23 protein-coding genes are annotated in these 23050 nt (G+C 38.3%); 16 read left to right on the forward strand and 7 right to left on the reverse strand.

What is annotated here, in order from left to right; translation table 11 throughout:
- Nucleotides 1–2 precede the first annotated feature (2 nt).
- From arsB to ACZ5QH_RS05980, 4 genes are all read left to right on the forward strand, one after another.
- Nucleotides 3–1043, forward strand: a complete 1041-nt coding sequence (arsB, locus tag ACZ5QH_RS05965) for an ACR3 family arsenite efflux transporter (RefSeq protein ID WP_004699740.1) — start codon at nucleotides 3–5, stop codon at nucleotides 1041–1043.
- 5 nt (nucleotides 1044–1048) lie between these two features.
- On the forward strand, nucleotides 1049–1753 hold the full coding sequence (arsH, locus tag ACZ5QH_RS05970; RefSeq protein ID WP_004699742.1) for an arsenical resistance protein ArsH: 705 nt from the start codon (nucleotides 1049–1051) through the stop codon (nucleotides 1751–1753).
- An 18-nt stretch (nucleotides 1754–1771) separates the two neighbouring features.
- Nucleotides 1772–2722 carry a thioredoxin-disulfide reductase gene (trxB, locus tag ACZ5QH_RS05975; RefSeq protein WP_004699744.1) on the forward strand — a complete coding sequence of 317 codons (951 nt, stop codon included), beginning with the start codon at nucleotides 1772–1774 and terminating at the stop codon, nucleotides 2720–2722.
- Nucleotides 2723–2879: 157 nt separating this feature from the next.
- Nucleotides 2880–3038 carry a hypothetical protein gene (locus tag ACZ5QH_RS05980; protein ID WP_324097330.1) on the forward strand — a complete coding sequence of 53 codons (159 nt, stop codon included), beginning with the start codon at nucleotides 2880–2882 and terminating at the stop codon, nucleotides 3036–3038.
- Between the two features lie 21 nt (nucleotides 3039–3059).
- On the opposite strand, the gene ACZ5QH_RS05985 is transcribed toward ACZ5QH_RS05980, so the two are convergent.
- Both ACZ5QH_RS05985 and ACZ5QH_RS05990 read right to left on the reverse strand, forming a co-directional pair.
- A complete protein-coding gene (locus ACZ5QH_RS05985; RefSeq protein ID WP_004699746.1) occupies nucleotides 3060–4331 on the reverse strand; it encodes a tyrosine-type recombinase/integrase in 1272 nt (423 codons plus the stop codon).
- A gap of 514 nt (nucleotides 4332–4845) precedes the next feature.
- Complete coding sequence (locus tag ACZ5QH_RS05990) at nucleotides 4846–5460, reverse strand: HvfX family Cu-binding RiPP maturation protein (protein WP_303577305.1); 615 nt, start codon at nucleotides 5458–5460, stop codon at nucleotides 4846–4848.
- Nucleotides 5461–5625: 165 nt separating this feature from the next.
- Here ACZ5QH_RS05990 and ACZ5QH_RS05995 point away from each other — a divergent pair, with 165 nt between their 5' ends.
- From ACZ5QH_RS05995 to ACZ5QH_RS06050, 12 genes are all read left to right on the forward strand, one after another.
- Nucleotides 5626–5934: an HvfA family oxazolone/thioamide-modified RiPP metallophore gene (locus ACZ5QH_RS05995; RefSeq protein ID WP_096733471.1), complete on the forward strand. Its 309-nt coding sequence runs from the start codon at nucleotides 5626–5628 to the stop codon at nucleotides 5932–5934.
- Between the two features lie 70 nt (nucleotides 5935–6004).
- Complete coding sequence (locus tag ACZ5QH_RS06000) at nucleotides 6005–6868, forward strand: HvfB family MNIO-type RiPP peptide maturase (RefSeq protein WP_105713410.1); 864 nt, start codon at nucleotides 6005–6007, stop codon at nucleotides 6866–6868.
- Nucleotides 6819–7577, forward strand: coding sequence for an HvfC family RiPP maturation protein (locus ACZ5QH_RS06005; RefSeq protein ID WP_303577304.1), 759 nt, complete (start codon nucleotides 6819–6821; stop codon nucleotides 7575–7577). The genes ACZ5QH_RS06000 and ACZ5QH_RS06005 overlap by 50 nt, the downstream gene beginning before the upstream one ends.
- Complete coding sequence (locus tag ACZ5QH_RS06010; RefSeq protein WP_303577303.1) at nucleotides 7574–8194, forward strand: RNA polymerase factor sigma-70; 621 nt, start codon at nucleotides 7574–7576, stop codon at nucleotides 8192–8194. The genes ACZ5QH_RS06005 and ACZ5QH_RS06010 overlap by 4 nt, the downstream gene beginning before the upstream one ends.
- A complete protein-coding gene (locus tag ACZ5QH_RS06015; protein WP_004819735.1) occupies nucleotides 8188–8373 on the forward strand; it encodes a zf-HC2 domain-containing protein in 186 nt (61 codons plus the stop codon). The genes ACZ5QH_RS06010 and ACZ5QH_RS06015 overlap by 7 nt, the downstream gene beginning before the upstream one ends.
- A gap of 382 nt (nucleotides 8374–8755) precedes the next feature.
- Complete coding sequence (locus tag ACZ5QH_RS06020; protein WP_004819737.1) at nucleotides 8756–9727, forward strand: acyl-CoA desaturase; 972 nt, start codon at nucleotides 8756–8758, stop codon at nucleotides 9725–9727.
- 14 nt (nucleotides 9728–9741) lie between these two features.
- A complete protein-coding gene (locus ACZ5QH_RS06025) occupies nucleotides 9742–11028 on the forward strand; it encodes an NAD(P)/FAD-dependent oxidoreductase (RefSeq protein WP_004819742.1) in 1287 nt (428 codons plus the stop codon).
- 9 nt (nucleotides 11029–11037) lie between these two features.
- Nucleotides 11038–11832, forward strand: a complete 795-nt coding sequence (locus tag ACZ5QH_RS06030) for a DUF1365 domain-containing protein (protein WP_004819743.1) — start codon at nucleotides 11038–11040, stop codon at nucleotides 11830–11832.
- Nucleotides 11829–13025: an SAM-dependent methyltransferase gene (locus tag ACZ5QH_RS06035; protein WP_004819745.1), complete on the forward strand. Its 1197-nt coding sequence runs from the start codon at nucleotides 11829–11831 to the stop codon at nucleotides 13023–13025. The genes ACZ5QH_RS06030 and ACZ5QH_RS06035 overlap by 4 nt, the downstream gene beginning before the upstream one ends.
- Nucleotides 13026–13059: 34 nt before the next feature.
- Entirely contained in the window at nucleotides 13060–13839 is a 780-nt protein-coding gene (locus ACZ5QH_RS06040; protein WP_004819746.1) for a DUF1295 domain-containing protein, read from the forward strand.
- Between the two features lie 8 nt (nucleotides 13840–13847).
- On the forward strand, nucleotides 13848–14897 hold the full coding sequence (locus ACZ5QH_RS06045; RefSeq protein ID WP_004819750.1) for an SAM-dependent methyltransferase: 1050 nt from the start codon (nucleotides 13848–13850) through the stop codon (nucleotides 14895–14897).
- Nucleotides 14898–14943: 46 nt separating this feature from the next.
- Nucleotides 14944–16266, forward strand: a complete 1323-nt coding sequence (locus ACZ5QH_RS06050; RefSeq protein WP_004819752.1) for a sensor histidine kinase — start codon at nucleotides 14944–14946, stop codon at nucleotides 16264–16266.
- Here ACZ5QH_RS06050 and ACZ5QH_RS06055 read toward each other — a convergent pair.
- The 5 genes from ACZ5QH_RS06055 to ACZ5QH_RS06075 all read right to left on the reverse strand — a co-directional run bounded on the left by ACZ5QH_RS06055 (nucleotide 16259) and on the right by ACZ5QH_RS06075 (nucleotide 22810).
- Nucleotides 16259–16957, reverse strand: coding sequence for a response regulator transcription factor (locus ACZ5QH_RS06055; protein ID WP_034617843.1), 699 nt, complete (start codon nucleotides 16955–16957; stop codon nucleotides 16259–16261). The genes ACZ5QH_RS06050 and ACZ5QH_RS06055 overlap by 8 nt on opposite strands.
- Nucleotides 16958–16975: 18 nt before the next feature.
- On the reverse strand, nucleotides 16976–17479 hold the full coding sequence (locus tag ACZ5QH_RS06060; protein ID WP_004819755.1) for a chalcone isomerase family protein: 504 nt from the start codon (nucleotides 17477–17479) through the stop codon (nucleotides 16976–16978).
- The gene (locus tag ACZ5QH_RS06065) at nucleotides 17449–18021 is read right to left on the reverse strand and encodes a DUF2358 domain-containing protein (protein ID WP_303577302.1); all 573 of its coding nucleotides are present in this window, start codon (nucleotides 18019–18021) and stop codon (nucleotides 17449–17451) included. The genes ACZ5QH_RS06060 and ACZ5QH_RS06065 overlap by 31 nt, the downstream gene beginning before the upstream one ends.
- 323 nt (nucleotides 18022–18344) lie before the next feature.
- The gene (locus tag ACZ5QH_RS06070) at nucleotides 18345–20495 is read right to left on the reverse strand and encodes a TonB-dependent receptor (RefSeq protein ID WP_303577301.1); all 2151 of its coding nucleotides are present in this window, start codon (nucleotides 20493–20495) and stop codon (nucleotides 18345–18347) included.
- An 86-nt stretch (nucleotides 20496–20581) separates the two neighbouring features.
- Nucleotides 20582–22810: an Ig-like domain-containing protein gene (locus ACZ5QH_RS06075; protein WP_303577300.1), complete on the reverse strand. Its 2229-nt coding sequence runs from the start codon at nucleotides 22808–22810 to the stop codon at nucleotides 20582–20584.
- Nucleotides 22811–23050 lie beyond the last annotated feature (240 nt).

Consider the following 23050-nt stretch of genomic DNA (forward strand, 5'->3'; position numbering starts at 1 on the left):
TCATGGCTCAACAAAGATTATCTTTTCTAGATCGTAACCTCACTCTATGGATTTTTATCGCCATGGCATTGGGGATTGCGATAGGTGTGTTCTTTCCGCAAGCTTCCGTTACTTTAGACAAAATGAGTGTGGATTCCGTCAATATTCCAATTGCGATTGGTTTGATTCTGATGATGTATCCACCTTTAGCCAAAGTGGACTATGCTACTTTGCCACAAGTGTTTAAAGACAAGAAAACCTTAACTTTGTCTTTGGTGCAGAACTGGGTGATTGCGCCTGTATTAATGTTTGCATTAGCAATTATTTTTTTACATAGCTATCCAGAGTACATGACAGGCTTGATCCTGATCGGTTTGGCTCGCTGTATTGCAATGGTCTTGGTGTGGAATGGTTTAGCCTGTGGTGATAACCAATATGTAGCAGCGTTGGTGGCATTCAATAGTATTTTCCAGATTCTGTTTTTTAGTACCTATGCTTGGCTGTTCCTCACATTCTTGCCACCCTATTTCGGTATTGCAGGGCAAGTGATCAATGTTGATTTCTGGACGATTACCCATGCGGTGTTGGTTTACTTGGGGATTCCATTTCTTCTTGGTTTCTTGACTCGTTTGGTTTTGGTCAAAGCCAAAGGCTTAGATTGGTATCAAAATGTCTTTTTACCCAAGATCAGCCCACTCAGTTTATTGGCACTTCTTTTTACCATCGTGGCAATGTTTAGCCTAAAAGGTGGTGATGTAGTGAGCTTACCATTGGATGTTCTGCGTATCGCAATCCCACTCACGATTTATTTTATTGTGATGTTTTTCATCAGCTTCTTTATGAGTAAATGGATGGGCAATGACTATCCTAAAACCACAGCAATTTCTTTCACGGCTGCTGGTAATAACTTTGAGTTGGCTTTGGCTGTAGCGATTGCAACCTTTGGTTTGGCTTCACCTGTGGCATTTACCACCGTGATTGGTCCTTTAGTTGAAGTACCTGTATTGATCGCTTTAGTGAGTGTGTCTCTATGGCTCAGAAAAAAGTATTTTAAATCGGTGTAATTGTAATGAATCTTCCTAATGTTGATATGGAGCTACTTGAACAGCCAACTTTGGAAAAAGTTCAAGCTAAATCGTTAGATCATGCGCCACGTATTTTGTTGTTATATGGTTCTAACCGTGAGCGTTCGTATAGTCGTTTAGCCGTGATGGAAGCAGGTCGAATCTTGGAACAGTTTGGTGCTGAGGTTAAAATTTTTCATCCGAAAGGGCTACCTTTGCCAGAAGATGCGGATATGGAACACCCAAAAGCAAAAGAACTACATGAGCTTTTGGCATGGTCAGAGGGCATGGTGTGGTGTTCGCCTGAACGTCACGGTTCAATGAGTTCGATCTTTAAGTCACAGATAGATTGGATTCCATTGGCAGGTGGTGCGATTCGTGCCACTCAAGGAAAAACACTGGCACTAATGCAAGTCAGTGGTGGTTCGCAATCTTTCAATAGTGTCAATCAAATGCGTATTTTAGGGCGTTGGATGCGGATGATCACGATTCCGAATCAGTCTTCAATTCCAAAAGCATTTTTAGAGTTTGAAGAAGATGGGCGAATGAAAGCATCATCGTATTACGACCGTATCGTGGATGTGATGGAAGAGCTGTATAAATTCACCTTGCTGACACGGGGGCAAAGTCAGTATTTAACTGATCGTTATTCTGAGCGTAAAGAATCTGCTGAAGAATTATCAAAACGTGTTAATCAGCGAAGTTTGTAGAATGCTGGAGAAAATTAAATGCAAAATCAACATTCTCGTTTAATTATTTTAGGTTCGGGACCTGCGGGTTATAGTGCAGCCGTATATGCAGCTCGTGCCAACCTCAAACCAACATTGATTGCTGGACTACAATTAGGCGGGCAATTAACAACAACGACTGAAGTTGATAATTGGGTTGGCGATGCTGAGGGCTTAACTGGTCCTGTACTCATGGAGCGTATGCAGGCGCATGCAGAACGCTTTGGTACAGAAATGGTCTATGATCACATCAATGAGGTGGATCTCAAAACTCGCCCATTCGTACTCAAAGGTGACATGGGTGAATATACTTGTGATGCACTGATTATTGCAACAGGTGCAACGGCTCAATATCTAGGTCTTGAGTCAGAGGCAGCTTTCATGGGGCAGGGTGTGAGTGCCTGTGCAACCTGTGATGGTTTCTTCTATAAAAACCAAAATGTCATGGTGGTTGGTGGTGGTAACACTGCGGTTGAGGAAGCTTTATATCTGTCAAATATCGCTGCACATGTGACACTGGTACACCGTCGTGACAGTCTGCGTTCTGAAAAGATTTTGCAAGACCATCTTTTTGCCAAAGAAAAAGAGGGCAAAATCAGCATTATTTGGAACCATCAAGTTGATGAGGTTTTAGGTGACAACACAGGTGTAACGGCGGTACGTATTAAATCCACTCAAGATGCAAGTATCCAAGATGTTCAAGTGCAAGGCTTGTTTGTTGCGATTGGACATAAACCCAATACAGGAATGTTTGAAAGTCAATTGAACCTACGTGATGGCTATATCCAAGTCCAAAGTGGAACTACGGGTAATGCAACAGCTACATCTATCGAGGGTGTATTTGCTGCGGGTGATGTGGCAGACAGTATTTATCGTCAAGCGATTACCTCGGCTGGTTCGGGTTGTATGGCAGCATTGGATGCTGAAAAGTATTTAGACAATCAAGAATAATCAATACATTCACTGAAATAAATCAAGCTAACTCCACCTCTCATGGGTGGAGTTAGATTTTCTATATTGTTTTTTTATTTAGCTACTTATAGTGTTACGCCAGCGTTTCTCTATTTCGGATTCGCTTACTTAAAGCGAGTGTGGGATAAGTAAGCAGATCCTTTTTAGTAATTGGTATGCTCATTACAAATTCTTTTGGGAACATCAAATTAGTTGGATGGATGAGCAATTAAAATTCAGATTTATAAGAGATAAAATTCCTTTATCTCTTATTTTTATATTAAGTGTTTTTGTAATTGGGATTGTACTTTTTTGAGCTGTACCACATGGCTTCAGGCTATTTGTGCATGATATATGTTGCCCAATCAGCCATTAAGCCTTTACGTTTTTCTAAATAGCCTCCACGTAAATAAGAAGCTTCAACCTTATCTGGAAGTTTGTGTGCGAGAACATGTTCACACACTTCTCTACGGTAATCTGTTTTGTCTGCCGACCAATCACGGAAAGTAGACCGAAAGCCATGCGTTGTAATGACTCGGTTTTGTTTGGGATCAATATAGCCTAAGCCATTTTCTTTAAGCTTTTGCTCATGCAGTCGTTTGATTAGGGTCGTCAAAGACATATCAGAAAGCATCTCACCACTCCGTGGCGCAGGGAAGATGAAATCTTGAATTAGAGTATGATTTTGAATTGATTCAAGCAAACTTATCGCTTCTTTCGACAAAGGCACATGATGTTCCTTTTCTGCTTTCATACGTTCTTTAGGAATAATCCAGACTTTATTCTTAAAATCAATTTCCTGCCATTTCGCCCCAAAAATCTCACCAGAGCGACAGGCGGTTAAAATTGCAAATTCCAGAGCTTTTGGTGAAATTCCTTTTTTCTGTCTTAAGTGTTGGATAAACTCAGCAACCTGTTCATAGGGCAGGGATGGGTGAGGGCGTGATTCCTGCTTTAAATTACCTAATATAGGTTCAAGATTGCCTTTCCATTCGGCAGGGTTGTCACCCTCAAAATATCCCATTGCTTTGGCATAATCAAAAATGGTTTCTATACGACCACGGATACGTTTGGCTGTTTCGTTTTTCTCAACCCAAATAGGTCTTAAAACTTCAGCAATATCGGCTTTGGTAATGTTACTAATAGTAAGATTGCCCAAAGTTGGGTAAATATAAGTTTCTAGTGTTGATGACCATTGTCCAATATGTTTTTCATTTTTGAGTTCACGGGTTTTATTGGCAATAACAACTTTTGCACATTCCATGAATGTTTTGTTCCGTAGTTGCTGAACATGAAGCTTTGCAAGCTGTTCCTGTTGATGGACAATTGGATCAATACCACTTCGTATTTGTAATTTTAATTCAGTGGCTTTAGCACGAGCTTCAGCTAAAGAAACTTCAGGGTATGGACCAATACCAATATCACGTCGATGAGGTTTTAATTTTCCATCTTTATCCAGATGTTTTCCCACCACCGCACGTAAAATCCAGACACGGGAAGTTCCTTCGACGTTTAAACAAAGACCATCAACACCACCTACGTGATATCGACCAGTCTCTTTAATTTTTGCTACACTAAGCGCAGATAGTTCTTTAGCTTTCTTTGGCATGTTATTGTCTACCCCTCAAATTACCCCTCATAAAATACTGGAAATAGTCGGATTAGACAAGACTGAGTTGGATGGGTGTAATTGTAATTAATTGAAAAATATTAATTTATAATATTGGATTGGACTTCTTAGGATTGGTGTTAGACGGACACCGCTTCCGCCAAATATTTAAAAAGACCCTTAAATTGTTAAGGGTCTTTTTTTTGCTTTGATTTTATTTCACGTCTCCTATATAAATTTTGGATTGAATAGAGCGAATTAGAATGGATTGGATAGATTTAGACTCCAGTTTAATTCTCTGTTTTATAATTAACTTTTTGAATCTAATTCCTGAACTTTTATCACTGAAATTGCTTCTTCTATTTTTATTTTAATATCTCCATATAGCTTGTCTCATTTGGGCTTAATCAAATGGCTTAATATCAGATGGTAAGGCTGCTTTAGTAATGCAAGTTTTGAGATGAGTTAAATTAAAGCAATATTCGATACCTTAATTATTTAGCTATAATTCTTTTTACACTTTTTCTTTTAAAAATAAACGCTTCACACAATAATCTAGACTTAGGTAGCGCCCACCGCCCAACACAATTAATGCTAACAGCATGACTAAGTAGGTTACGGCAAACTCAATACCATTATTTAAGATGACAAATGATCCACTTGAGGTTAACCAATCATAATTTCCACACGTTTCTAAGATTTGACGCGCCTTTTCTAACTTTTCAGTTGAAGCGAGGACTTGAGCACTAGCAAATGGAGCATTGGAATCAGCAATTGCTTGCCATCCATTTGGTAAATGTACTGTAACGATGGCAACAAGCATGGTGATAATGAGTGGAATGCTAATTAAGCGGGTCAAGAAACCAAGGGCTAATAGAATTGCTCCTATAATTTCAACTGAAGTAGCAAGGGTTGCTAACAGCATCGGGAATGGTAAACCTAAGCCCCAATCTGTATTACCAAACCATTCCACTGTTTGTTGAAAATGCGCAAGTTTGTTTGTACCTGCCATCCAGAATATAGGGACTAAATAAAGTCTCAGTGTAAGTGCTACGATACCGTCACCATGTTTTATGAGACTACAAAATTTTTGGTATTTTTCAGATAAAGCATAGATAGCGTTATTCATGAAAATTTCACACCCATTAAGATTGAATAATAATTAGTCGATTGGTAACTGTGTTTCTTACATAATTCATAATTTTTAATTTGGACTGTAATAAATGGTAGTTTAGGTCGTCTAACTATATGTACCTAAGTACAAGCAAGTAAATTATCTTAAAGGAATAGAACAATGAATAAACTCAACTCAATCACATCAGTCGCAGCACTGCTAGCTTTATCTGTTGCTGGTGTAACTCAAGTATCAGCAGCCCCAACAACGCATGCGACAGAAACCCATGCGAAGAAAGCCAGTGATGCAAAATGTGGTGAAGCCAAGTGTGGATCGAACAAAATGACGAAATCACAAAAAGCGGCAGAAGCAAAATGTGGTGCTGATAAAAAAGCAGCAGATGGTAAATGTGGTGCAACGAAGAAAGCAACGGATGCGAAATGTGGTGCTGATAAAAAAGTTGCTGATGGTAAGTGTGGTAGTAAATAGTCAATCAGTTAAAGAATGATGTCGCTGTGAATCACATAGACGGCATCATTTCCAAAGTTGGAGTATCACCATGGTTAATTTGGCTGGTGTAGGGCTTGGGCTAAGAAGGGATTTTATTGATGAGTTTCTAAGTGCTAAAAAAGTGCCAGACTTTATTGAAATCGCGCCTGAAAATTGGATAGGTTTTGGTGGTCGGCATGCAAAGTTATTAGCTCGGTGTGTGGAAAAAGCACCTTTAATCTGTCATGGGCTGTCTTTATCCATTGGTGGGCCACATCCACTCAATTTAGAGTTTATTCAAAAAATTAAAGGGTTTTTAGAAGATTATCATATCCCGATTTATTCCGAGCATTTAAGTTATACCCATGATCGTGGCTACTTATACGACTTGATGCCAATTCCAATGACTGAGGCGGCAGTTAAATATGTAGCCGAACGTATTTTACGTGTCCAAGATATTTTAGGTAAAAGGCTGGTGATCGAAAATGTCTCAACCTATTTGATGCCAAATGCTGAAATGAGTGAGGCCGATTTTGTATCTGAAGTACTTCAGCAAGCAGACTGCGAGTTATTACTCGATGTGAATAACGTCTATGTAAACAGTATAAACCACGGCAGTGATGGGTATGCCTTTATTCGAGCAATGCCAAAAGAGCGGATTCGTTATATACATATTGCTGGGCATGAACAAGTTGAACAAAATCTATTGATTGATACGCATGGTGCTGAAGTATGCGATTCTGTCTGGCAATTATTACAATATACTTATCAAGTGTGTGGTGTAAAACCAACATTACTTGAGCGTGATTTTAATATTCCATCATGGCAAGAGTTACAAGATGAAATGACGAGAATTAAAACAATTCAGCAGCAGGAGGGCGGTGATGAAAACAGAGCAAATATCATTCCAAGCTACACAGCAGCAGTTTTGTAATTGGATTCGCTTTCCTCAATTTGAGTTACCAAAAGCTCTTCCTGCGGAACGAATGCAGATTTATCGAGATTTACTTTTTAATAATGTTTGTTCTTTTATTGACTTGGTCTATCCCATTACTCGTGCAATATTGCCTGCGATACAGTGGCAAAAGTTATTAACTGAGTTTTTCCAACAAGCGCAATGTGAATCACCGTTTTATAATGATATTTCCCTACAATTTAGAGAGTATCTGACAGATTGTCAGCATCCCAGCTTACATGAATACCCCTGGTTAGCTGAGCTATTACAGTTTGAATGGCTTGAACTTTATTTAGATACAGTTCAAATTGAAAAAAAACGCCTTACTCGGCAGAGTGAATGGCAGTTAAATACTCAAGTCTGGGTGCTCGTTTATCAATATCCAGTCTACCAATGGTCATCAAGCACGATCATTGCTGAAGTTGAGCCTATGCCTAGTGCCATATTGGTTTGGCGAAATGATCAAGATAATATCTGCGTAGAAAGCTTATCTGTTTTATTCGCTGCGGTGATTGAACAACTCAATCAACAAGAGTTAGTTGAACAAGATATTAGAAGTTTAATAAAAGCGACGTTTCCTGATTTTTCTAGCGTTCAGATTCAAACCCAGATCGATGAGTTAAAAGTACTATTAATTCGATTGAAATTGTTAGATCTACCCCATACAAATGATGAGGAAAATGGATGAGCGTAGAGCCTGAAAATGTGAATCAAGAAATATTACAACAACTACAAAATCCAGCCTTTGTAATAGAGTTACGACAACAAATGCTGAAGTTCGCAATTCTACAACTGTCATCATTACAGCAGGCTGAAGATGCTGTTCAAGAAGCATTAATGAGCGCATTTCAACATATTGATTCTTTTACTGGCCGAGCAGCTTTTAAAACGTGGGTTTTTGCGATTTTAAAAAACAAGATTTTTGATTTAATTCGGCAAAAATCTCGTTTAATGACGATGAGTGAATTGTTTAATGATGAGGACAGTGAACAAAGTATAGATGCATTATTTGATGCTTCTGGGCATTGGAATAAATATGAAGTACCTCAAGTATGGCCCAGTCCAGAAGAAATATTGGAGCAACAAGATTTTTGGATTATTTTTGATGCCTGTTTGAATCATTTACCAGCCAAATATGCACAAGTTTTCATGTTTAGAGAAATGATTGAACTAAGTTCAGATGAAATTTGTGAAAAGCTAGGACTGACTGTGACTAATTTAAATGTGCTCATGTATAGAAGTCGAACAAGATTACGTGAATGTTTAGAAAATAAATGGTTATTGAAGGATGATTGCTCATGTTAACCTGTCGTCAAGCCACCCAGTTATTATCTGAAAGATTAGATCGAACACTTCAATTTCGAGAGCAGGGCAATTTACAAATTCATTTATTGCTTTGCCGTTCATGCCGCCGCTATGGAAAACAAGTTAAAACACTAAGTCAGCTCTCTAAAGCATTTAAAAATATTGATGATGGTAAGTAGGTAGCGAGACTCTTTAATATAAAGTTGCTTGCGCTCAAGGTGCTGTGAATAAGGTAAACAAGCCGTTATTTCGAGCTTTCATAAATTTGATTTATTTTTTTATGATCAGCATCAGTTTAAAAATTTGTTTTATTCTTTGAATCTACAGCTAAGTTAATAATTTTATCATATCAAGTTGATTGTTTTTTGTTCATGATGTTTTGTTCGCAGCCTTATAGGGTATCTTATTAAAGTGAATATAAAAGGTCTAAAAACTGATGTTGCTAGCTCCATTCACTTGTCAGTACCATTAAAAAAAATTATTTACTTCACATAAATTTCATTTCGAATTGATTAAACTCTTTCATACAAAATCTGATGATTAGAAAATTAGGATCAGTCTATGTTGAATCGTGTTATGCAATGGATAGACAGTTGGTCCAAACCGGTTCAGGCACAGACCATTTCACCTGATAATAAAAAAATTCAATGGGTGCGTATTATTCCTTTTATCCTTCTGCATCTTGCATGTCTGGCGGTTTTTTACGTAGGGATATCCTGGTTTGCCCTTGCTTTTATGTTGATGTTTTATCTGATTCGGATGTTTTCAATTACTGCATTTTTCCATCGATATTTATCCCACAAGACTTTTAAAACTTATCGAGTCGTTCAATTTATTTTTGTATTGATTGGAACAATGAGTGCCCAGCGTGGGCCTTTGTGGTGGGCAGCGCATCACCGTTATCATCATCGATTTACGGATACAGCACAGGATCCACACTCGTCTACACATGGCTTTTGGTACAGTCATGTAGGGTGGTTTTTAAATGATTATAATTTTGCCACGCGTAAAGAAGTGATTAAAGATTGGCTCAAATATCCTGAACTAGTTTGGTTGGATCGTTTTAGTTTGATCATTGTGCTTCTGACTGCATTAGCAATTTATGCTTTAGGTGAATGGCTCGCGGTCGTGTATCCATCACTTGCAACAACTGGTTTACAGCTGTTGGTTTGGGGATTCGTCGTTTCAACCGTTTTATTAATTCACGCGACGTTATGTATTAACTCTCTGGCACATTTATATGGAAGTCGAGATTTTGAAACAGAAGATCAAAGTCGGAATAACTTATTTTTATCCATTATTACTTTGGGCGAGGGATGGCATAACAACCACCATTTTTATGCGGGGAGCGCACGCCAAGGTTTTTATTGGTGGCAAATTGATATTACCTACTATGTTTTAAAAATTATGTCTTGGGTCGGTTTGGTCTGGGAATTAAAGCCAATTCCTGCACGAGTGTATGAGGTCAGTAAAATTGCTCAATCAGCAAGTAAAGTAAACATATTTATTAAAACAAAGACCAAGAAAAGTTAAACTGGGGAATCTTCATGAAAATTGCGATTATTGGTTCAGGTGTTTCCGGATTGTATGCCGCATGGAAACTTTCAAAACATCATCAGGTAACTGTATTTGAGAAAAATAATTATTTTGGAGGACATACTGATACTCACGACTTGATGATTGATGAGCAAAAACTTGCTATCGATAGCGGTTTTATCGTATTCAATAATTACAATTATCCATTGTTTAGCCAAATGATCACCGAGTTAGGGGTAAAAGTACAAAACAGTGATATGAGTTTTTCAGTCAACAATCTGGTCACTGGGTTACAATATAATCCGTCGAAAAAAATTTCTTTGCTGAGTAGACCACAAAACTTTTTAAATTCTAATTTTAGAGCCATGCTCTCTGATCTTTTTAAATTTTATGCCGCAAATAAAGACGTCATTGTGGATGAGCATGATACGACATTGAGTATTGAAGACTATTTAAATCAAAACGCTTATTCCGATGCTTTTCGCCGAGAGCATTTATATCCAATGTGCGGGGCATTATGGTCATGTCCAATTGATCAAGTGGGAAAAATTCCTTATAAATTCGTTGTGAGCTTTTTTCAACATCATCGCATGTTACAGCTTAGAGATCGTCCACAATGGCAAACCGTCAAAGGTGGTTCTGCACGTTATGTTCAAGCCATCCAGCAGCAGTCAGCAAATATTGAGTTTAAAAAACTGGCGGTAATCGGTGTGTCTCGCTTAGCTGATCAAGTGATTGTGCAAACAGAATGTGATACACAGCAATTTGACTGGGTGGTTTTGGCTAGTCATGCCGATGATAGCCTAAAGTTATTAAATGATCCTACCGCACAAGAGCAAGAGGTGTTGTCTAATTTTACTTATCAAGATAACAAAATGGTGCTACATCGTGATTTGACTATTATGCCAAAGTGTAAATCTCAATGGGCGAGTTGGCATGTGCATGTTACTGCAGATCAAGCTAACTTTGATAGGCGAAGTTCGAAGTCCACGGTTCATTACGCGTTTACTTATTGGATGAACAAACTACAAAACTTATCCTGTCAAACACAAATATTTGCCACGTTAAATCCTAACTTTCAAATTGATCCAAAGCAAATTTTAGTCGAACGTGATTATCGCCATCCTGTATTTAATGCCCAAGCTATAGAAGCGCAACAACGCTGGTCAGATATTAATGGCCAAAATCGAACATCATTTTGCGGTGCTTATTGGGGCTGGGGTTTCCATGAGGATGGGGTACGCAGTGCTGCTCAAGTAGTAGAGCAATTAGAAAAACATATGGCTGATGTGATTTAGGAGTAGGCAATGTTGATGACTAAACTCGCTGTAGCCCCTGTAGTGATACGGCATCGACGCTATTTGCCTAAGTCACATAAATTTGAAGCTCAGTTGAATTATTTATGGTTTGATCCAGATCAAATCCTATCGATTACCCAGCAATCTTATTTATGGTCATCTAGCCGATGGAATCTGCTTAAACTTGATCCAAATGATTTTTTAATCGAAGAACACGGTTCAATTCGGCAAAAAATTCAAAAAATAATATTAAAACAAGCCAATAGTTTAGTGGCTTTAGATACGCAGATTCGAGTTTTAGCGTTACCACGGACTTTAGGTTTTCGTTTTAACTCAGTGGTATTTTATTTTATTTTTGATGCCAATGAAAAGCCGCTGTTTATTCTGAGTGAAATAACCAATACGCCTTGGGATGAACGTAAAGTATATGTGCATGATTGCCGTAACAACGTAGTACAACATTCGCAGTTTAGCAGTTATCAATTCAAGTTTAAAAAATCATTTCATGTCTCGCCTTTTATGCCAATGGACATGAATTACCTGTGGAATTTTAATTTTTCTACTCAGCAAAATGTCATTCATATGCAGCTTTTTCAACAGGATGTACTGCAATTTGACGCGACTATGCGATTTATATTAGTGCCCATCACAGTTTCTTCACAGCAGCATCGATATGCTATTTATAGTGTCTTTGAACCTTTCAAAATGATGGCAGGAATTTATCTGAATGCTTTTCGCTTATGGAAGAAAAAAGTACCATTTTATCGACATCCTAAAAAAGACAAAGGAAAAACAATGCCATGAAAGCACTTATTTCCACTGAACAAGACTCACTGCCTTTGGTTTTACAAAGTTTATTAAAGCTACGTCATGGTCAAATTATATTTCAAGGGGTGTGGAATGGTTTTGTCGGCGACAATATGGAGTTAATTGCGGTTGTTCAGGTCCATGATAAAAAACTGGTGGAATTGATTTTTAAGCATGGCGTATTAGGTGCCGCCGAAGGCTATATTCGAGGTTATTGGAGTACTGATCATTTGGTTGAGATGGTTCAAATTTTGGCACGTAATCGTGATCTTTTGGATACGCTAAATCAAAATATTATTGCTCAGGCGAGTCAATTTTTTTTAAAAGCTTGGTATAAAAAACGCAGGAACTCAATTGACGGCAGCCGTAAAAATATTGCAGATCATTATGACCTGAGCAATGATTTCTTTAAATTATTTCTAGATCCATCAATGATGTATTCCAGTGCTGTGTTTAAAGATGCTGAAATGACTTTGGAACAGGCTTCTGAGTATAAAAAAGAATTGATTTGTCAAAAATTACAACTAAAGCCGATGGATCATTTGGTCGAAATTGGGAGTGGTTGGGGCGGTTTTGCCCTTTATGCTGCACAAAACTATGGTTGTAAAGTGACTACGATTACTATTTCACAAGCGCAATATGATGAAGCAGTAGCCCGGATTCAAGCAGCAGGTTTAGCACATCGGGTAGAGGTGCAATTAAAAGATTATCGCTTACTGGAAGGTAAATTCGACAAACTTGTTTCCATTGAAATGATTGAAGCTGTAGGTGAGCAATATTTATCAACCTATTTTAAACAATGTCGCAATTTGTTGAAGCCGCAAGGGCTAGGACTGATTCAAGCGATTACCATTGAAGATGCGCGTTATAAAAAAGCCTTAAAAACTGTGGATTATATTAAACGTTATATTTTCCCTGGCAGCTTTATTCCGTGCATCAGTGTATTAACTCAAACTGCATCTGAACAAAAATTGCGTTTAAAACATTTAGAAGATATTGGGCAAAGTTATGCACAAACGCTACATCTTTGGCGGAAAAACTTTTTAGCTGCCCGTGAACAGGTTCTAGCGCTTGGATTTGATGAAAAATTTATTCGGATGTGGGATTTTTATTTGTGCTATTGCGAGGGTGGTTTTAAAGAAGGAGTGATTAGTGATGTGCATATGTTGTTTGAAGCCAACGTTTATTAACTTTTAAGCATCCAAATGCCAAGGAGTGAGCAAAATGTTACTCAAGTTGTTGTTACTTGATGTCGTGATTATGCTGATATGCTGGCTCATCGTGACCTATAACAGTCGTGCTGGTTTAGTCGATGTTGCATGGAGTTTCTGTATTACGCTGAATGTCATCATTGCAGCATTTTTGCTGAATACAGCACCCTTAGCTGTACGTATCTTTATTGGGCTTGCTAGTAGCATTTGGTTCTTACGTCTGACTTGGCATTTATTACGCCGTTACTTGCATGAAATAGAAGAAGACCGTCGTTATGCCAATATGCGTCGTGCAATGGGACAATTTAAACATTTAGGCTTTTTGTGCTTTTTTATGTTTCAAGCAGGACTGGCGCTTTTGTTTTCCTATCCGATGCTGTCCTTACTGAGTTTCCCCGCAATACAGTGGAATGAATGGACGAATTGGGCGCTGATCGTTGCGATAATCATTATGCTACTGGCTTTCATTGGTGAAAGCACTGCTGATCAACAGCTGTATCATTTTAAACAGAACCCAGATCATCGCGGTCAAACCATGGATCAAGGTTTATGGAAGTATTCACGGCATCCGAATTATTTTTTTGAATGGTTACATTGGTTTGCTTACCCCATTTTAGGTTTGGCCGCAGGGCTTTATCTGTTATGGATTTATCCATTACTGATGTGGGCATTTTTATATTACATCACAGGTATTCCGTTTAGCGAACAACAAGCATTACGTCATCGTGGTCAAAATTACCGAGATTATCAACAACGAACGTCAATGTTTATTCCGTGGCAACCTAAAGAGTAGATCACAACATGGATTTTATTATTCAGCAGTCTTTAAAACTGGTCGAAAGTGGATTGGTTCCAGATCAGGCGATACGTGCAGCGATACGGAGCTTAAGTAAAAAGCGCTTAATTCAAGAAGGTCGTTATGATCCTGAACAGGGCAGCAAGCGTTATATGGATGTCCTCCGTATGCTAAAGCGCAGTGAAATTGCGATTGAAACTGATAAAGCCAACCAACAGCATTATGAGCTTCCCACTGAGTTTTTTCAGGCAGTACTGGGTAAACGCTTAAAATATAGTGCGAGTTTATTTAGCGATGCTCAAACGAGTTTGGACGAAGCTGAAGAGTTAGCCTTAGCAGGTTATTGTGAACGGGCACAATTAAAAGATGGTCAACACATTTTAGAAGTTGGTTGTGGTTGGGGATCTTTAAGTTTATGGATGGCAGAGCATTATCCAAATGCAAAGATAACTGTTGTATCGAACTCTTCAACGCAACGTGCCTATATTCAACAACAAGCCAAACAACGACAGTTCAATCATTTGACGGTCATCACTTGCGATGTCAATGTGTTAGAACTTGAAGGTGGCTCATTTGATCGCGTGGTGTCGGTGGAAATGTTTGAGCATGTGCGTAATTATCAAAAGCTATTTGAAAAAATAAATACCTGGCTTAAACCTGATGGATTATTGTGGTGTCATATTTTTTGCCATCGATTTTTGCATTATCCATTTGAAATTAAAAATGAATATGATTGGATGTCGAAATACTTTTTTAGTGGTGGATTGATGCCGTCTGCGTCAACTTTCTTACATTTTCAAGATCACTTGCAGTTAGAACAGCATTGGCAGTGGTCAGGTATGCAGTATGAAAGAACGGCCAATGCCTGGCTTGAAAATATGGATCGGAACCAACAACGTTTAAAACCATTATTTGAAAAGACCTATGGCAAAGATGCAGCAGCTTGGTGGCAACGTTGGCGAATCTTCTTTATGGCTTGTGCTGAACTGTTTGGTTTTGAACAAGGCCAAGAATGGGTCATTGGTCACTTTTTGTTTCATAAGAAAGCCGTATAATCTAAATTGAATCTGTTGTTCAGTGGGTCATACAAGGGATATATTTATGCTGAGGCTTTTTAAGAGCAACCGTGCTCATCCCTTGGGTGAAGTCTTTAATCGTTATTACTGGTTGCAAATTGGATTGATCGCTTTGTCGATTGTGATTGGTATTGCATGTAGTGCATGGGTGATTAAAGGCACATTATTGAAAACTGCGCTTGAACAGGAAATGGAGCATTATTGGATGCGTATAGAGCATAATCCAAATGCAGATTTGCCTGACACCAAAAATTTATATGGATATCGCTGGAATAATGTGACCCCCACTAGCTTTCAAAACATACATTTAAAACCAGGAGTTGGCCGTCATTTTGTGGATGGTAAAGAACGTATGACCGTCTATGGAGAGCGTAATGGACAGCATGTTCTTTTGGTTTTTGGTGAAAGTAATGTCAATAAACTGATATGGTTGTTTGGTTTAGCACCGTTAATGCTGAGTTTGTTTGTACTTTATAGTGTGTTGTGGTGGTGGAATCGGCGTGCGCGCCGTTATTTTTCTCCGATCACTCGACTTGCCAATGCTTTAGAAAACATCGATTGGGAACATCAGAACAAAGAAGCATCACCTTTTAAGGACATCAGTACTGATGCAAATATGGAAGCAGAATATTTAAAACAAGCATTAGAGAAATATCATCAGGTTTTGAATGAATTTATTAATCGTGAACGTGAGTTTAGCAGTGATGTCAGTCATGAACTACGGACACCTTTAACAGTTCTAAAAGGTAATGTTCAAATTTGCCAAGCCCGTTATGGTGATAACAAAGCCTTTATTCGTCTGGGTAATACCATTGAAGACATGCAGTTACTGGTTGATACCTTATTGGCAATTGCGCGTAATACCACCAATACGCTCACTCCAGAATATAGATCAATCTTCAATATATTACATGAATTACAAGTTGATTTAGAAAGTGTGGGTCAGGTCAAAGGAATACAGATTAATCTTCAACAAGATCCGAATGAACAGACACGGCTACTGTATCCATCTATGACAAAAATGGTTTTTGGTAATATTTTACGTAATGCCTTAAATTATTCTCAAGGTTCAGAAATTGATATTATTGTGCAAAAAAATAAGGTCCTGATTGCCGATAATGGTATAGGCATCAATTTACCCAATAACGTTAAAGTACGCGAGTTATCTTGCCCTCAATTAAAGTTACAAACCAAAGGGCATGGTATTGGACTACAATTAGTACAGAAATTGTCTAAGCAATTGGGTTGGCGTGTGGAGTTGTTTGATCGTCAATATTATTTAACTATTCACAATGATATTACTTTAATGCCTTCCACGGGATTAGTCGTGGTGGTTTATCTTAACTAAGTGAGTCTAGTTCAAGCGAAATTTTTAAGCCAACACCTGACACTGTATGAATCAATTTCTGATTAAAAGGCTTATCAACCATTTTACGTAAATTATAAATATGGCTGCGCAGTGCATCACTTTCAGGCTCTGTATCACCCCATAATTCTATTACAATTTCTTGTTTAGTAATGACTTTAGGTGAGTTTCTCATCAATAACTTCAAGAGCTTAAATTGAATTGGTGGAAGTTCAATATTTTGACCAGCACGGCTAATAGTTTGTCGTGCACTATCTAAAATTAGGTCGTGAATTTGTAATTGGCTATTAGAAACTTCACCCATTGATCTTTTAATCAAAGCCCGAACTCGCATAACCAATTCGTTAAAGTCGAATGGTTTGACCAAATAATCATCGGTACCTGAAGTAAAACCTTTCATTTTGTCATCTAAGGTATCACGTGCTGTGAGCATTAGTACAGGGATGTCTAAGCCTTGTTCTTTCCTTAACCAATGACAGAGATCGTAACCTGAGCCATCAGGTAAATTAATATCCAATAACAGAATGTGATAAGGATTGTGTTTTAATAAATTTCGAGCTGTGTCTAAATTACGGGCATGATCTATTACAAAACCATGTGTCTCTAAAAACTCACAGAGGGTAGATGCTAATTCGTAATGGTCTTCGACCATAAGGATAAAATGCTTTGTCATTACAATAACTTTATGTCGTTAATTTAAGAGCTGTTGTTTCAATTTAGCATTAAAAGGCTGTGAACCTAACCAAATTTTAAAATATTGATTGGCATGATCATTTTGGATATGACCTAATGTTTTCTGATTCAGTAAAAGTGTCAATGTGTGGGACGAATGGACGTAGCTTAAAGTGTATAAATCGCCATTTTTAACTGGTTTATAAAGCTGTGTAATTTGGTTCAGGGGAGATGTCTCTTTAAAATCAGGAATATTTTTCTTTAAAAAATGTGTGGCTGCACGTTTAAATGCCCATTCTGGGATATCTTGAGTATAAGAAAAATTCATTTGAATACTTTGCATATCCCAGGCTTTTTTACAAGACTCTGCAAAGTAGCTTACTTGACCGACTTGTTTTTTCCCGATTAAAAGGGCAGCTGTTGCACATTGTTGTACAGATGCAGCATGAATTGTTGACGTGCTGACGGATAAACCAGTCATACACGCAACACTTAAGATGATTTTTTGAATGCTAATAACCATGAATAAGCACCTCCTACATAAGGCAATTGACGATATAGGCCATTTGCAGGATCCCAAAAGTCTTGTTGAAAAATAATTTGATTATCTTTATTTACTTTAATTTCACTAATACCATATGACGCCATTTTTCTTTGCACACCAAAAATTTTGAACTCATAAGCCATATACCAATGTATATATGCAGAGTCTTGCTGATGGGTAGTATTTAATAATTTTACTTTGACATTTCTAACACGCTTATTCATACCTTTGAAATGTTCTAGTAAATTTTGTCGTGATGAGAACTGGGAAAGTGTGTCATTGATAAAAAGGTGCTCTGCATATAGAGAACTGGCTTTATTTATGAATTCTGGTGTACCTAAAGTATTGAAGGTAGATATGAAATGAGTGCCAATCTCTAATGCTTGGGTTTCTGTCAATGTCATACCCGTAATATTATTTCTGGCGGAACTATAATCTGAGGAATAACTTGGAATGCTTTTACATCCTGATAAACACATCAGTGCCAACATAGAGGCAAAGATTTTTTTTGGGTTTTTCATGATCATTATCCATTTTGAATTTTATTTAATACTGTAGATAAATCAGTGTGAACGAGATGTGAAGTTGGATAAAAAATTATCATTTTTGCCACATTAAAGTAGTCAGAGACATGTCTGAAAGCATTCCAGCACCACGAATATTTGTTATAGAACACCGCTTCCGCAAAATATTTAAAAGACCCTTAAATTGTTAAGGGTCTTTTTTTTGCTTTGATTTTATTTCACGTCTCCTATATAAACTTTGGATTGAAATAGAACAGATTAGATGATCATCATGTTGAATCTCTTTTCACAGACAAGGGCAACAATCCAAAAATTTACATTCATTTATAATTATTCCATTTAAATTCAGCATTGATAAAATAAGTACGTTCCAGACCATTTAAACCACTATACGCAGCCCTATAGGTGGTATTACCGAGGTTACGGATCCCTGCACTTAAATTGACATATTTATGATTAAAACCCGCATATAGGCTACCGATGGTATAAGAATCAAAGCCGCCTTTTTGTATGACTTGAGGTTCATTCAATACGGTCTGAATTTTGCCTTTCACCCATGGCTGTAACGGCAATTGGCTAAAGGTATATTTATAATGGCTGTTAATATCAATTGGATGTGCCGCAGCTTGCACAAAAACATCTTCAGAATCAATTTTATTAAAACTGCCTGAAATACCAAAATCATGCACTTCATCCATATAATTGGCACTGAATTCCATACCCCAATTATTGACTTGGTCGGCATTATAATATCGGGTGGTGTCTTGGAAAAAGTCAGATTCACGATCATTAAAATCGCCTGTCGCTATATTGCATTTCCCTATACGAATACAACTTTCCAAACCAGCCCGATCAATAACTCTACGATTGGTTTTCGTCCAAATATATTGGTCAAAGTCGCTATAAAACACACTGGTATTTAAGGCCCAATGATCATTGAGGTATTTCCAAGCCACTTCGGCATGGTAGCCTTCTTCAGGTTGTAAAGCTAAACCTCCACCCAAAAAGCCTCCAAACGTATAGCGTTCATACAAATCAGGTGCGCGGAAAGTACGGCTGATGTTGGCAGAAATATTTTGAGTATCGGTGAGGTGATATTGTGCTCCAAGCGCCCATGTTGGCTCGAATATGGTTTTTTCAGGGGTAATTCCCGAAATACCGATGAGTTGCGAGGCAAGTTCAGCATTTGCACCTGGCAGTAATTTTTGTCGGGTTGCCCAATAATTGGCGCGTACTCCTGCAAAACCTGTCCATGTGCCGAAGTCATATTCTAAATTCGTAAAACCTGCATAATAATCTTGTTCAGAATACACCGCAGTGACGGCTTTATCCAAAACAGCTTCCAGACCAAAACTGGCTTGTAATTGATGCCAGTTTAAAAATAGATTGGCATTAAAATTATCACTGTCTAAGGTTTCGGTATAACCACCTTCTTGTTGGCGTTCTAATAAGGATTGTTTGTTATATTTAAATGAGAAGTTATTAAAAATACCCAGATTGTCTTTACGATAAGTGATGGATTTTGATTCACGCTCTTTGCGTGCCAACAGCATCACCATTGCATCTTGCATGGTATTCCCATGTGCTGATGCAATATCTTTACCGATCCATTGATCATAATCGAGATCAATTTGGCTATCTTTAGCAAATTTTCCTGATAATTTGGCACTCAGTGATTCGGCGTCATAACCCAAATCTTTGACGGTTACTGTGCTATTCACTGCATTTAATGCATTGGTTTTACTAATCGCATATTTTTTATCAGCATCACCACGGACTCGATAGTCATTGGACGATTCTTTGGTATAAGTGACCTTTGCACCAAAATTATCCATGCCTGCGTTTAGACTGGTGGTGGAACTGGTTTTGTCATAACCTTCATCATAAGCGAATTTTTGACTGACCCCGATGCCTTGACTCATTTGTATAGGTTTGGTCTTGACGATAATGACGCCACCTGATGCACCCGGGTCGTAAATCACCGCAGGACTACCTTTTACCACTTCAATCATTTCAACGTTGTTAATATCCACCTGATTGATTTCACCGGAACCTGAATGGTCTAAACCTTGATTGGCGATTTTGATGCCATCAACAACACTGACCACGCGTTGCCCAGTCAGACCACGAATTTTTACATTTTTACCGAAAGCCCCAGTTTCGGTAATGGAAACACCAGGAATATCCCGAATCGCTTCTTTGACATCGGCTAAGCCTTCCTGTTGAATTTTTTCCTGACTGATGATCTGTTTGGAATAGGGTTTGTTAAACATTTCTTGTTGATTTTGTCGCTCTGCCTTGAGGACTTTTTCTGCTGTAACTTCAATGACAGGCAGTTTAGTGGGGTGTTCATCATTTATGTCGGTATCTTTCTTATTTTCTGCTGCATAGAGATGATAGAAAGGAGAGTATCCACCAGCAATACACAGGTTCAATAATAGATATCGTGGGAGAAAGGGAGGTGTGTTCATGACAGAAATCCAGTCAAAATAAACGCAGGGTTGCAGCCCCATCTTAAGAATGGAAACAGCAACCCGATTGAATGAGTACGTATGGCTTAGTCAGTAATCCAAGAACCATTAATTTCATTGACTTTTTTCAATGATTTTTCTTTTTCTGAGAAGCCACTGGTCAGTAAAGGAACACCAGTATGAGTACCTGTCATATGCAAGCCAAATAGACCACCAATCCCAGCCAAAGTGACATTACCTGAAGCGTCAGCAGTGACATTGGTAATTCCACCTCCACCCTCTAAATCCTTGATGTTACCCATGAGTTTGCCCGTGGTGGCATTGACAATACTACCGACTGTGTCAGTTGGATCTGTTGCCTGATTGGCACGTTTATTCCATAACAATACATTGCCTTCATAAACGCCATTGGCACGGAATGCAGTACGTTCAAAGTACATACGGCCAAACGTTGGGGTGACGCTGGTTTTGCTGGCTGTTGGCGCATTGAGTGGTAATTTATAAACGTTATAAACACGGGTTGCTGCTGCAGTTGGATTGGTCTCATTGACATAGACATAATCACCGACTGCCACCGCAGGTACTCGCATTGAAGTAAAGTACGGAATATCCTGATCAATGACGGCATTATCCAACGCTGTTTTTGTGGTTGTGGTTGCAGTATTTAACCAGCATTGTTGATAGTTAAGGTTCATCTTGTCTTTAGATAACTTGGCCGCTTCGACAAATAAATAACCATTTTTGACCGCAGTAAGGTTGAGGTTATATGACAAAGCCACATTGCTTGAATTATTGGCTAAATCCGTACCAGTGCCATTATCATAAATTTTGCTTGCGCTGGTGCCTGTCAATTTCAGAATTTCGGCATTTTTAAAGACATAGGCGTTGCCAAATATGGAATGGGTGATCGCTGCATTTTGTGTATCAAGGTTATAATTAATCAATAAATAACCAGTATTACCTTCTGCCAAATTATCGACTACATTTGGCATGTTAAAGAAATTACTAAAGATACCCGCACCACCATGGCCACCACCAAATTTAAGTTGATGATGTTCAGGATTATAATTTGCAGGGTATTCTGCACCTGTTACATTCGCTAAGGTTTTTGCAGTTTTATCATAAGCATAAAGTGTTTTTACCCCTTCTTTTGCCAGATAAATATGGCTATCATTTTGCGCTAAGAAGTAGTATTGACCTGTTCCTCCACCAATATCAGTACAGGTGACCAAATCAACGGTACAGCTTTGTAAACGTGCAGCTTCATTACTTGCGGTTGGGTAGCTTCCTTTGACATAGGCAGCACTGTAGTTGACCAATACTGAATCAGTTTTACCAGTCGTGTTATTGACAACCTGTTTAATGGTTCGACCCTGTGTCACTTTGCCATCTGATAAACGCACAGTGATATAGGCATTTTTAATATTGTCAGACAGTTCGCCTCTAAAAATATCGGGTAGTTTGGCAAAAGTACGCAATTGCACATAAGAATTATCAATATCTGTTTCATTGAGATACATGGTTTGTGTATCGCCAATCACTTTCATTTCTGCGGCTTTTAATGCTGCTGGTAATGCTGCACTACTAAAAATGGTGGCTTGACTGTTTGGATTACTTGCATCAAATCGTTTTAGAATATTGTCGGTATAGAATGTATATTCAGTTGCTGTTGTTGCGCCAGCTGGTGTGTAATTACGCGTTTCTTTAGATGCATTTGGGTCAAGGAAAATCGCATATTCTCGTTTTTTATAAACCGCCTTATCGCCATCTTTTGCAGCACTCATTACAAAGACACGATTGCCTAAAATCACATTGCTGATACTGCTGTAATACTCCTGTTTGCCGTTGTTAGGGTCATAACGAACAATTTGAGAATTACCTGTTTCAGGGTTGGCGACTTTGTAGAATTGATAATCAAACACCGACTCAACTTGGGTATTAATCGTAATGCTCAGATCTGTGCTCAGTGAACCATCACTGACACTCACCACAAGTGTATCTGCGCCAACCACATTGCCTGCAATATAAGTAATCACACCTGTTTTACTGTCAATGCTGGCAGTGCCTAATTTTGGCGCAGTTTTGATGCTATAGGTGAGCGCGTTGTTCTCAGCATCTTTCGCCGTTACGCTAATTTTTTTACTGTCTAGGGTTTGTATGGTCAATGGGCTGATTGCATCAATTGTGGGCGCAGTATTGCTCGGTTTGCTGTCTCCACCACCACTACTACCACCGCCTCCACAACCCGCAAGAATGGTACAGATTGAACTCGCAATCAGCGTTTTATGACCTATTTTCATTTTAGATAACAACATTGCTTTATCCTTTGCTTGATAAAAAAACTGGACAATTATCGTGGCTAGAAAGGGCAAGGCTTTGTTGGCTATATGATAATGATAATTATTTACATTAAAATACTAATCTAATACAAAAACTGAGTCAATATAATATTTCTGTTTAGCATGTTGATATTTATTGTGAATTGATGAAATGTCTTTTAATTAGATTCGGGTGGTGCCCATTTTTTAAGCGTGGAAAATTTTTATTGCTGTCAC

This window comes from Acinetobacter sp. Ac8 (assembly GCF_055392545.1).

Excerpts from the sequence above, each read along its gene's own strand:
- arsB (WP_004699740.1), top strand. The coding sequence starts at position 3 with ATGGCTCAACAAAGATTATCTTTTCTAGATCGTAACCTCACTCTATGG.
- arsH (WP_004699742.1), top strand. The coding sequence starts at position 1,049 with ATGAATCTTCCTAATGTTGATATGGAGCTACTTGAACAGCCAACTTTG.
- trxB (WP_004699744.1), top strand. The coding sequence starts at position 1,772 with ATGCAAAATCAACATTCTCGTTTAATTATTTTAGGTTCGGGACCTGCG.
- ACZ5QH_RS05985 (WP_004699746.1), bottom strand. The coding sequence starts at position 4,331 with ATGCCAAAGAAAGCTAAAGAACTATCTGCGCTTAGTGTAGCAAAAATT.
- ACZ5QH_RS05990 (WP_303577305.1), bottom strand. The coding sequence starts at position 5,460 with ATGAATAACGCTATCTATGCTTTATCTGAAAAATACCAAAAATTTTGT.
- ACZ5QH_RS05995 (WP_096733471.1), top strand. The coding sequence starts at position 5,626 with ATGAATAAACTCAACTCAATCACATCAGTCGCAGCACTGCTAGCTTTA.
- ACZ5QH_RS06000 (WP_105713410.1), top strand. The coding sequence starts at position 6,005 with ATGGTTAATTTGGCTGGTGTAGGGCTTGGGCTAAGAAGGGATTTTATT.
- ACZ5QH_RS06005 (WP_303577304.1), top strand. The coding sequence starts at position 6,819 with ATGAAAACAGAGCAAATATCATTCCAAGCTACACAGCAGCAGTTTTGT.
- ACZ5QH_RS06010 (WP_303577303.1), top strand. The coding sequence starts at position 7,574 with ATGAGCGTAGAGCCTGAAAATGTGAATCAAGAAATATTACAACAACTA.
- ACZ5QH_RS06015 (WP_004819735.1), top strand. The coding sequence starts at position 8,188 with ATGTTAACCTGTCGTCAAGCCACCCAGTTATTATCTGAAAGATTAGAT.
- ACZ5QH_RS06020 (WP_004819737.1), top strand. The coding sequence starts at position 8,756 with ATGTTGAATCGTGTTATGCAATGGATAGACAGTTGGTCCAAACCGGTT.
- ACZ5QH_RS06025 (WP_004819742.1), top strand. The coding sequence starts at position 9,742 with ATGAAAATTGCGATTATTGGTTCAGGTGTTTCCGGATTGTATGCCGCA.
- ACZ5QH_RS06030 (WP_004819743.1), top strand. The coding sequence starts at position 11,038 with ATGTTGATGACTAAACTCGCTGTAGCCCCTGTAGTGATACGGCATCGA.
- ACZ5QH_RS06035 (WP_004819745.1), top strand. The coding sequence starts at position 11,829 with ATGAAAGCACTTATTTCCACTGAACAAGACTCACTGCCTTTGGTTTTA.
- ACZ5QH_RS06040 (WP_004819746.1), top strand. The coding sequence starts at position 13,060 with ATGTTACTCAAGTTGTTGTTACTTGATGTCGTGATTATGCTGATATGC.
- ACZ5QH_RS06045 (WP_004819750.1), top strand. The coding sequence starts at position 13,848 with ATGGATTTTATTATTCAGCAGTCTTTAAAACTGGTCGAAAGTGGATTG.
- ACZ5QH_RS06050 (WP_004819752.1), top strand. The coding sequence starts at position 14,944 with ATGCTGAGGCTTTTTAAGAGCAACCGTGCTCATCCCTTGGGTGAAGTC.
- ACZ5QH_RS06055 (WP_034617843.1), bottom strand. The coding sequence starts at position 16,957 with ATGACAAAGCATTTTATCCTTATGGTCGAAGACCATTACGAATTAGCA.
- ACZ5QH_RS06060 (WP_004819755.1), bottom strand. The coding sequence starts at position 17,479 with ATGGTTATTAGCATTCAAAAAATCATCTTAAGTGTTGCGTGTATGACT.
- ACZ5QH_RS06065 (WP_303577302.1), bottom strand. The coding sequence starts at position 18,021 with ATGAAAAACCCAAAAAAAATCTTTGCCTCTATGTTGGCACTGATGTGT.
- ACZ5QH_RS06070 (WP_303577301.1), bottom strand. The coding sequence starts at position 20,495 with ATGAACACACCTCCCTTTCTCCCACGATATCTATTATTGAACCTGTGT.
- ACZ5QH_RS06075 (WP_303577300.1), bottom strand. The coding sequence starts at position 22,810 with ATGTTGTTATCTAAAATGAAAATAGGTCATAAAACGCTGATTGCGAGT.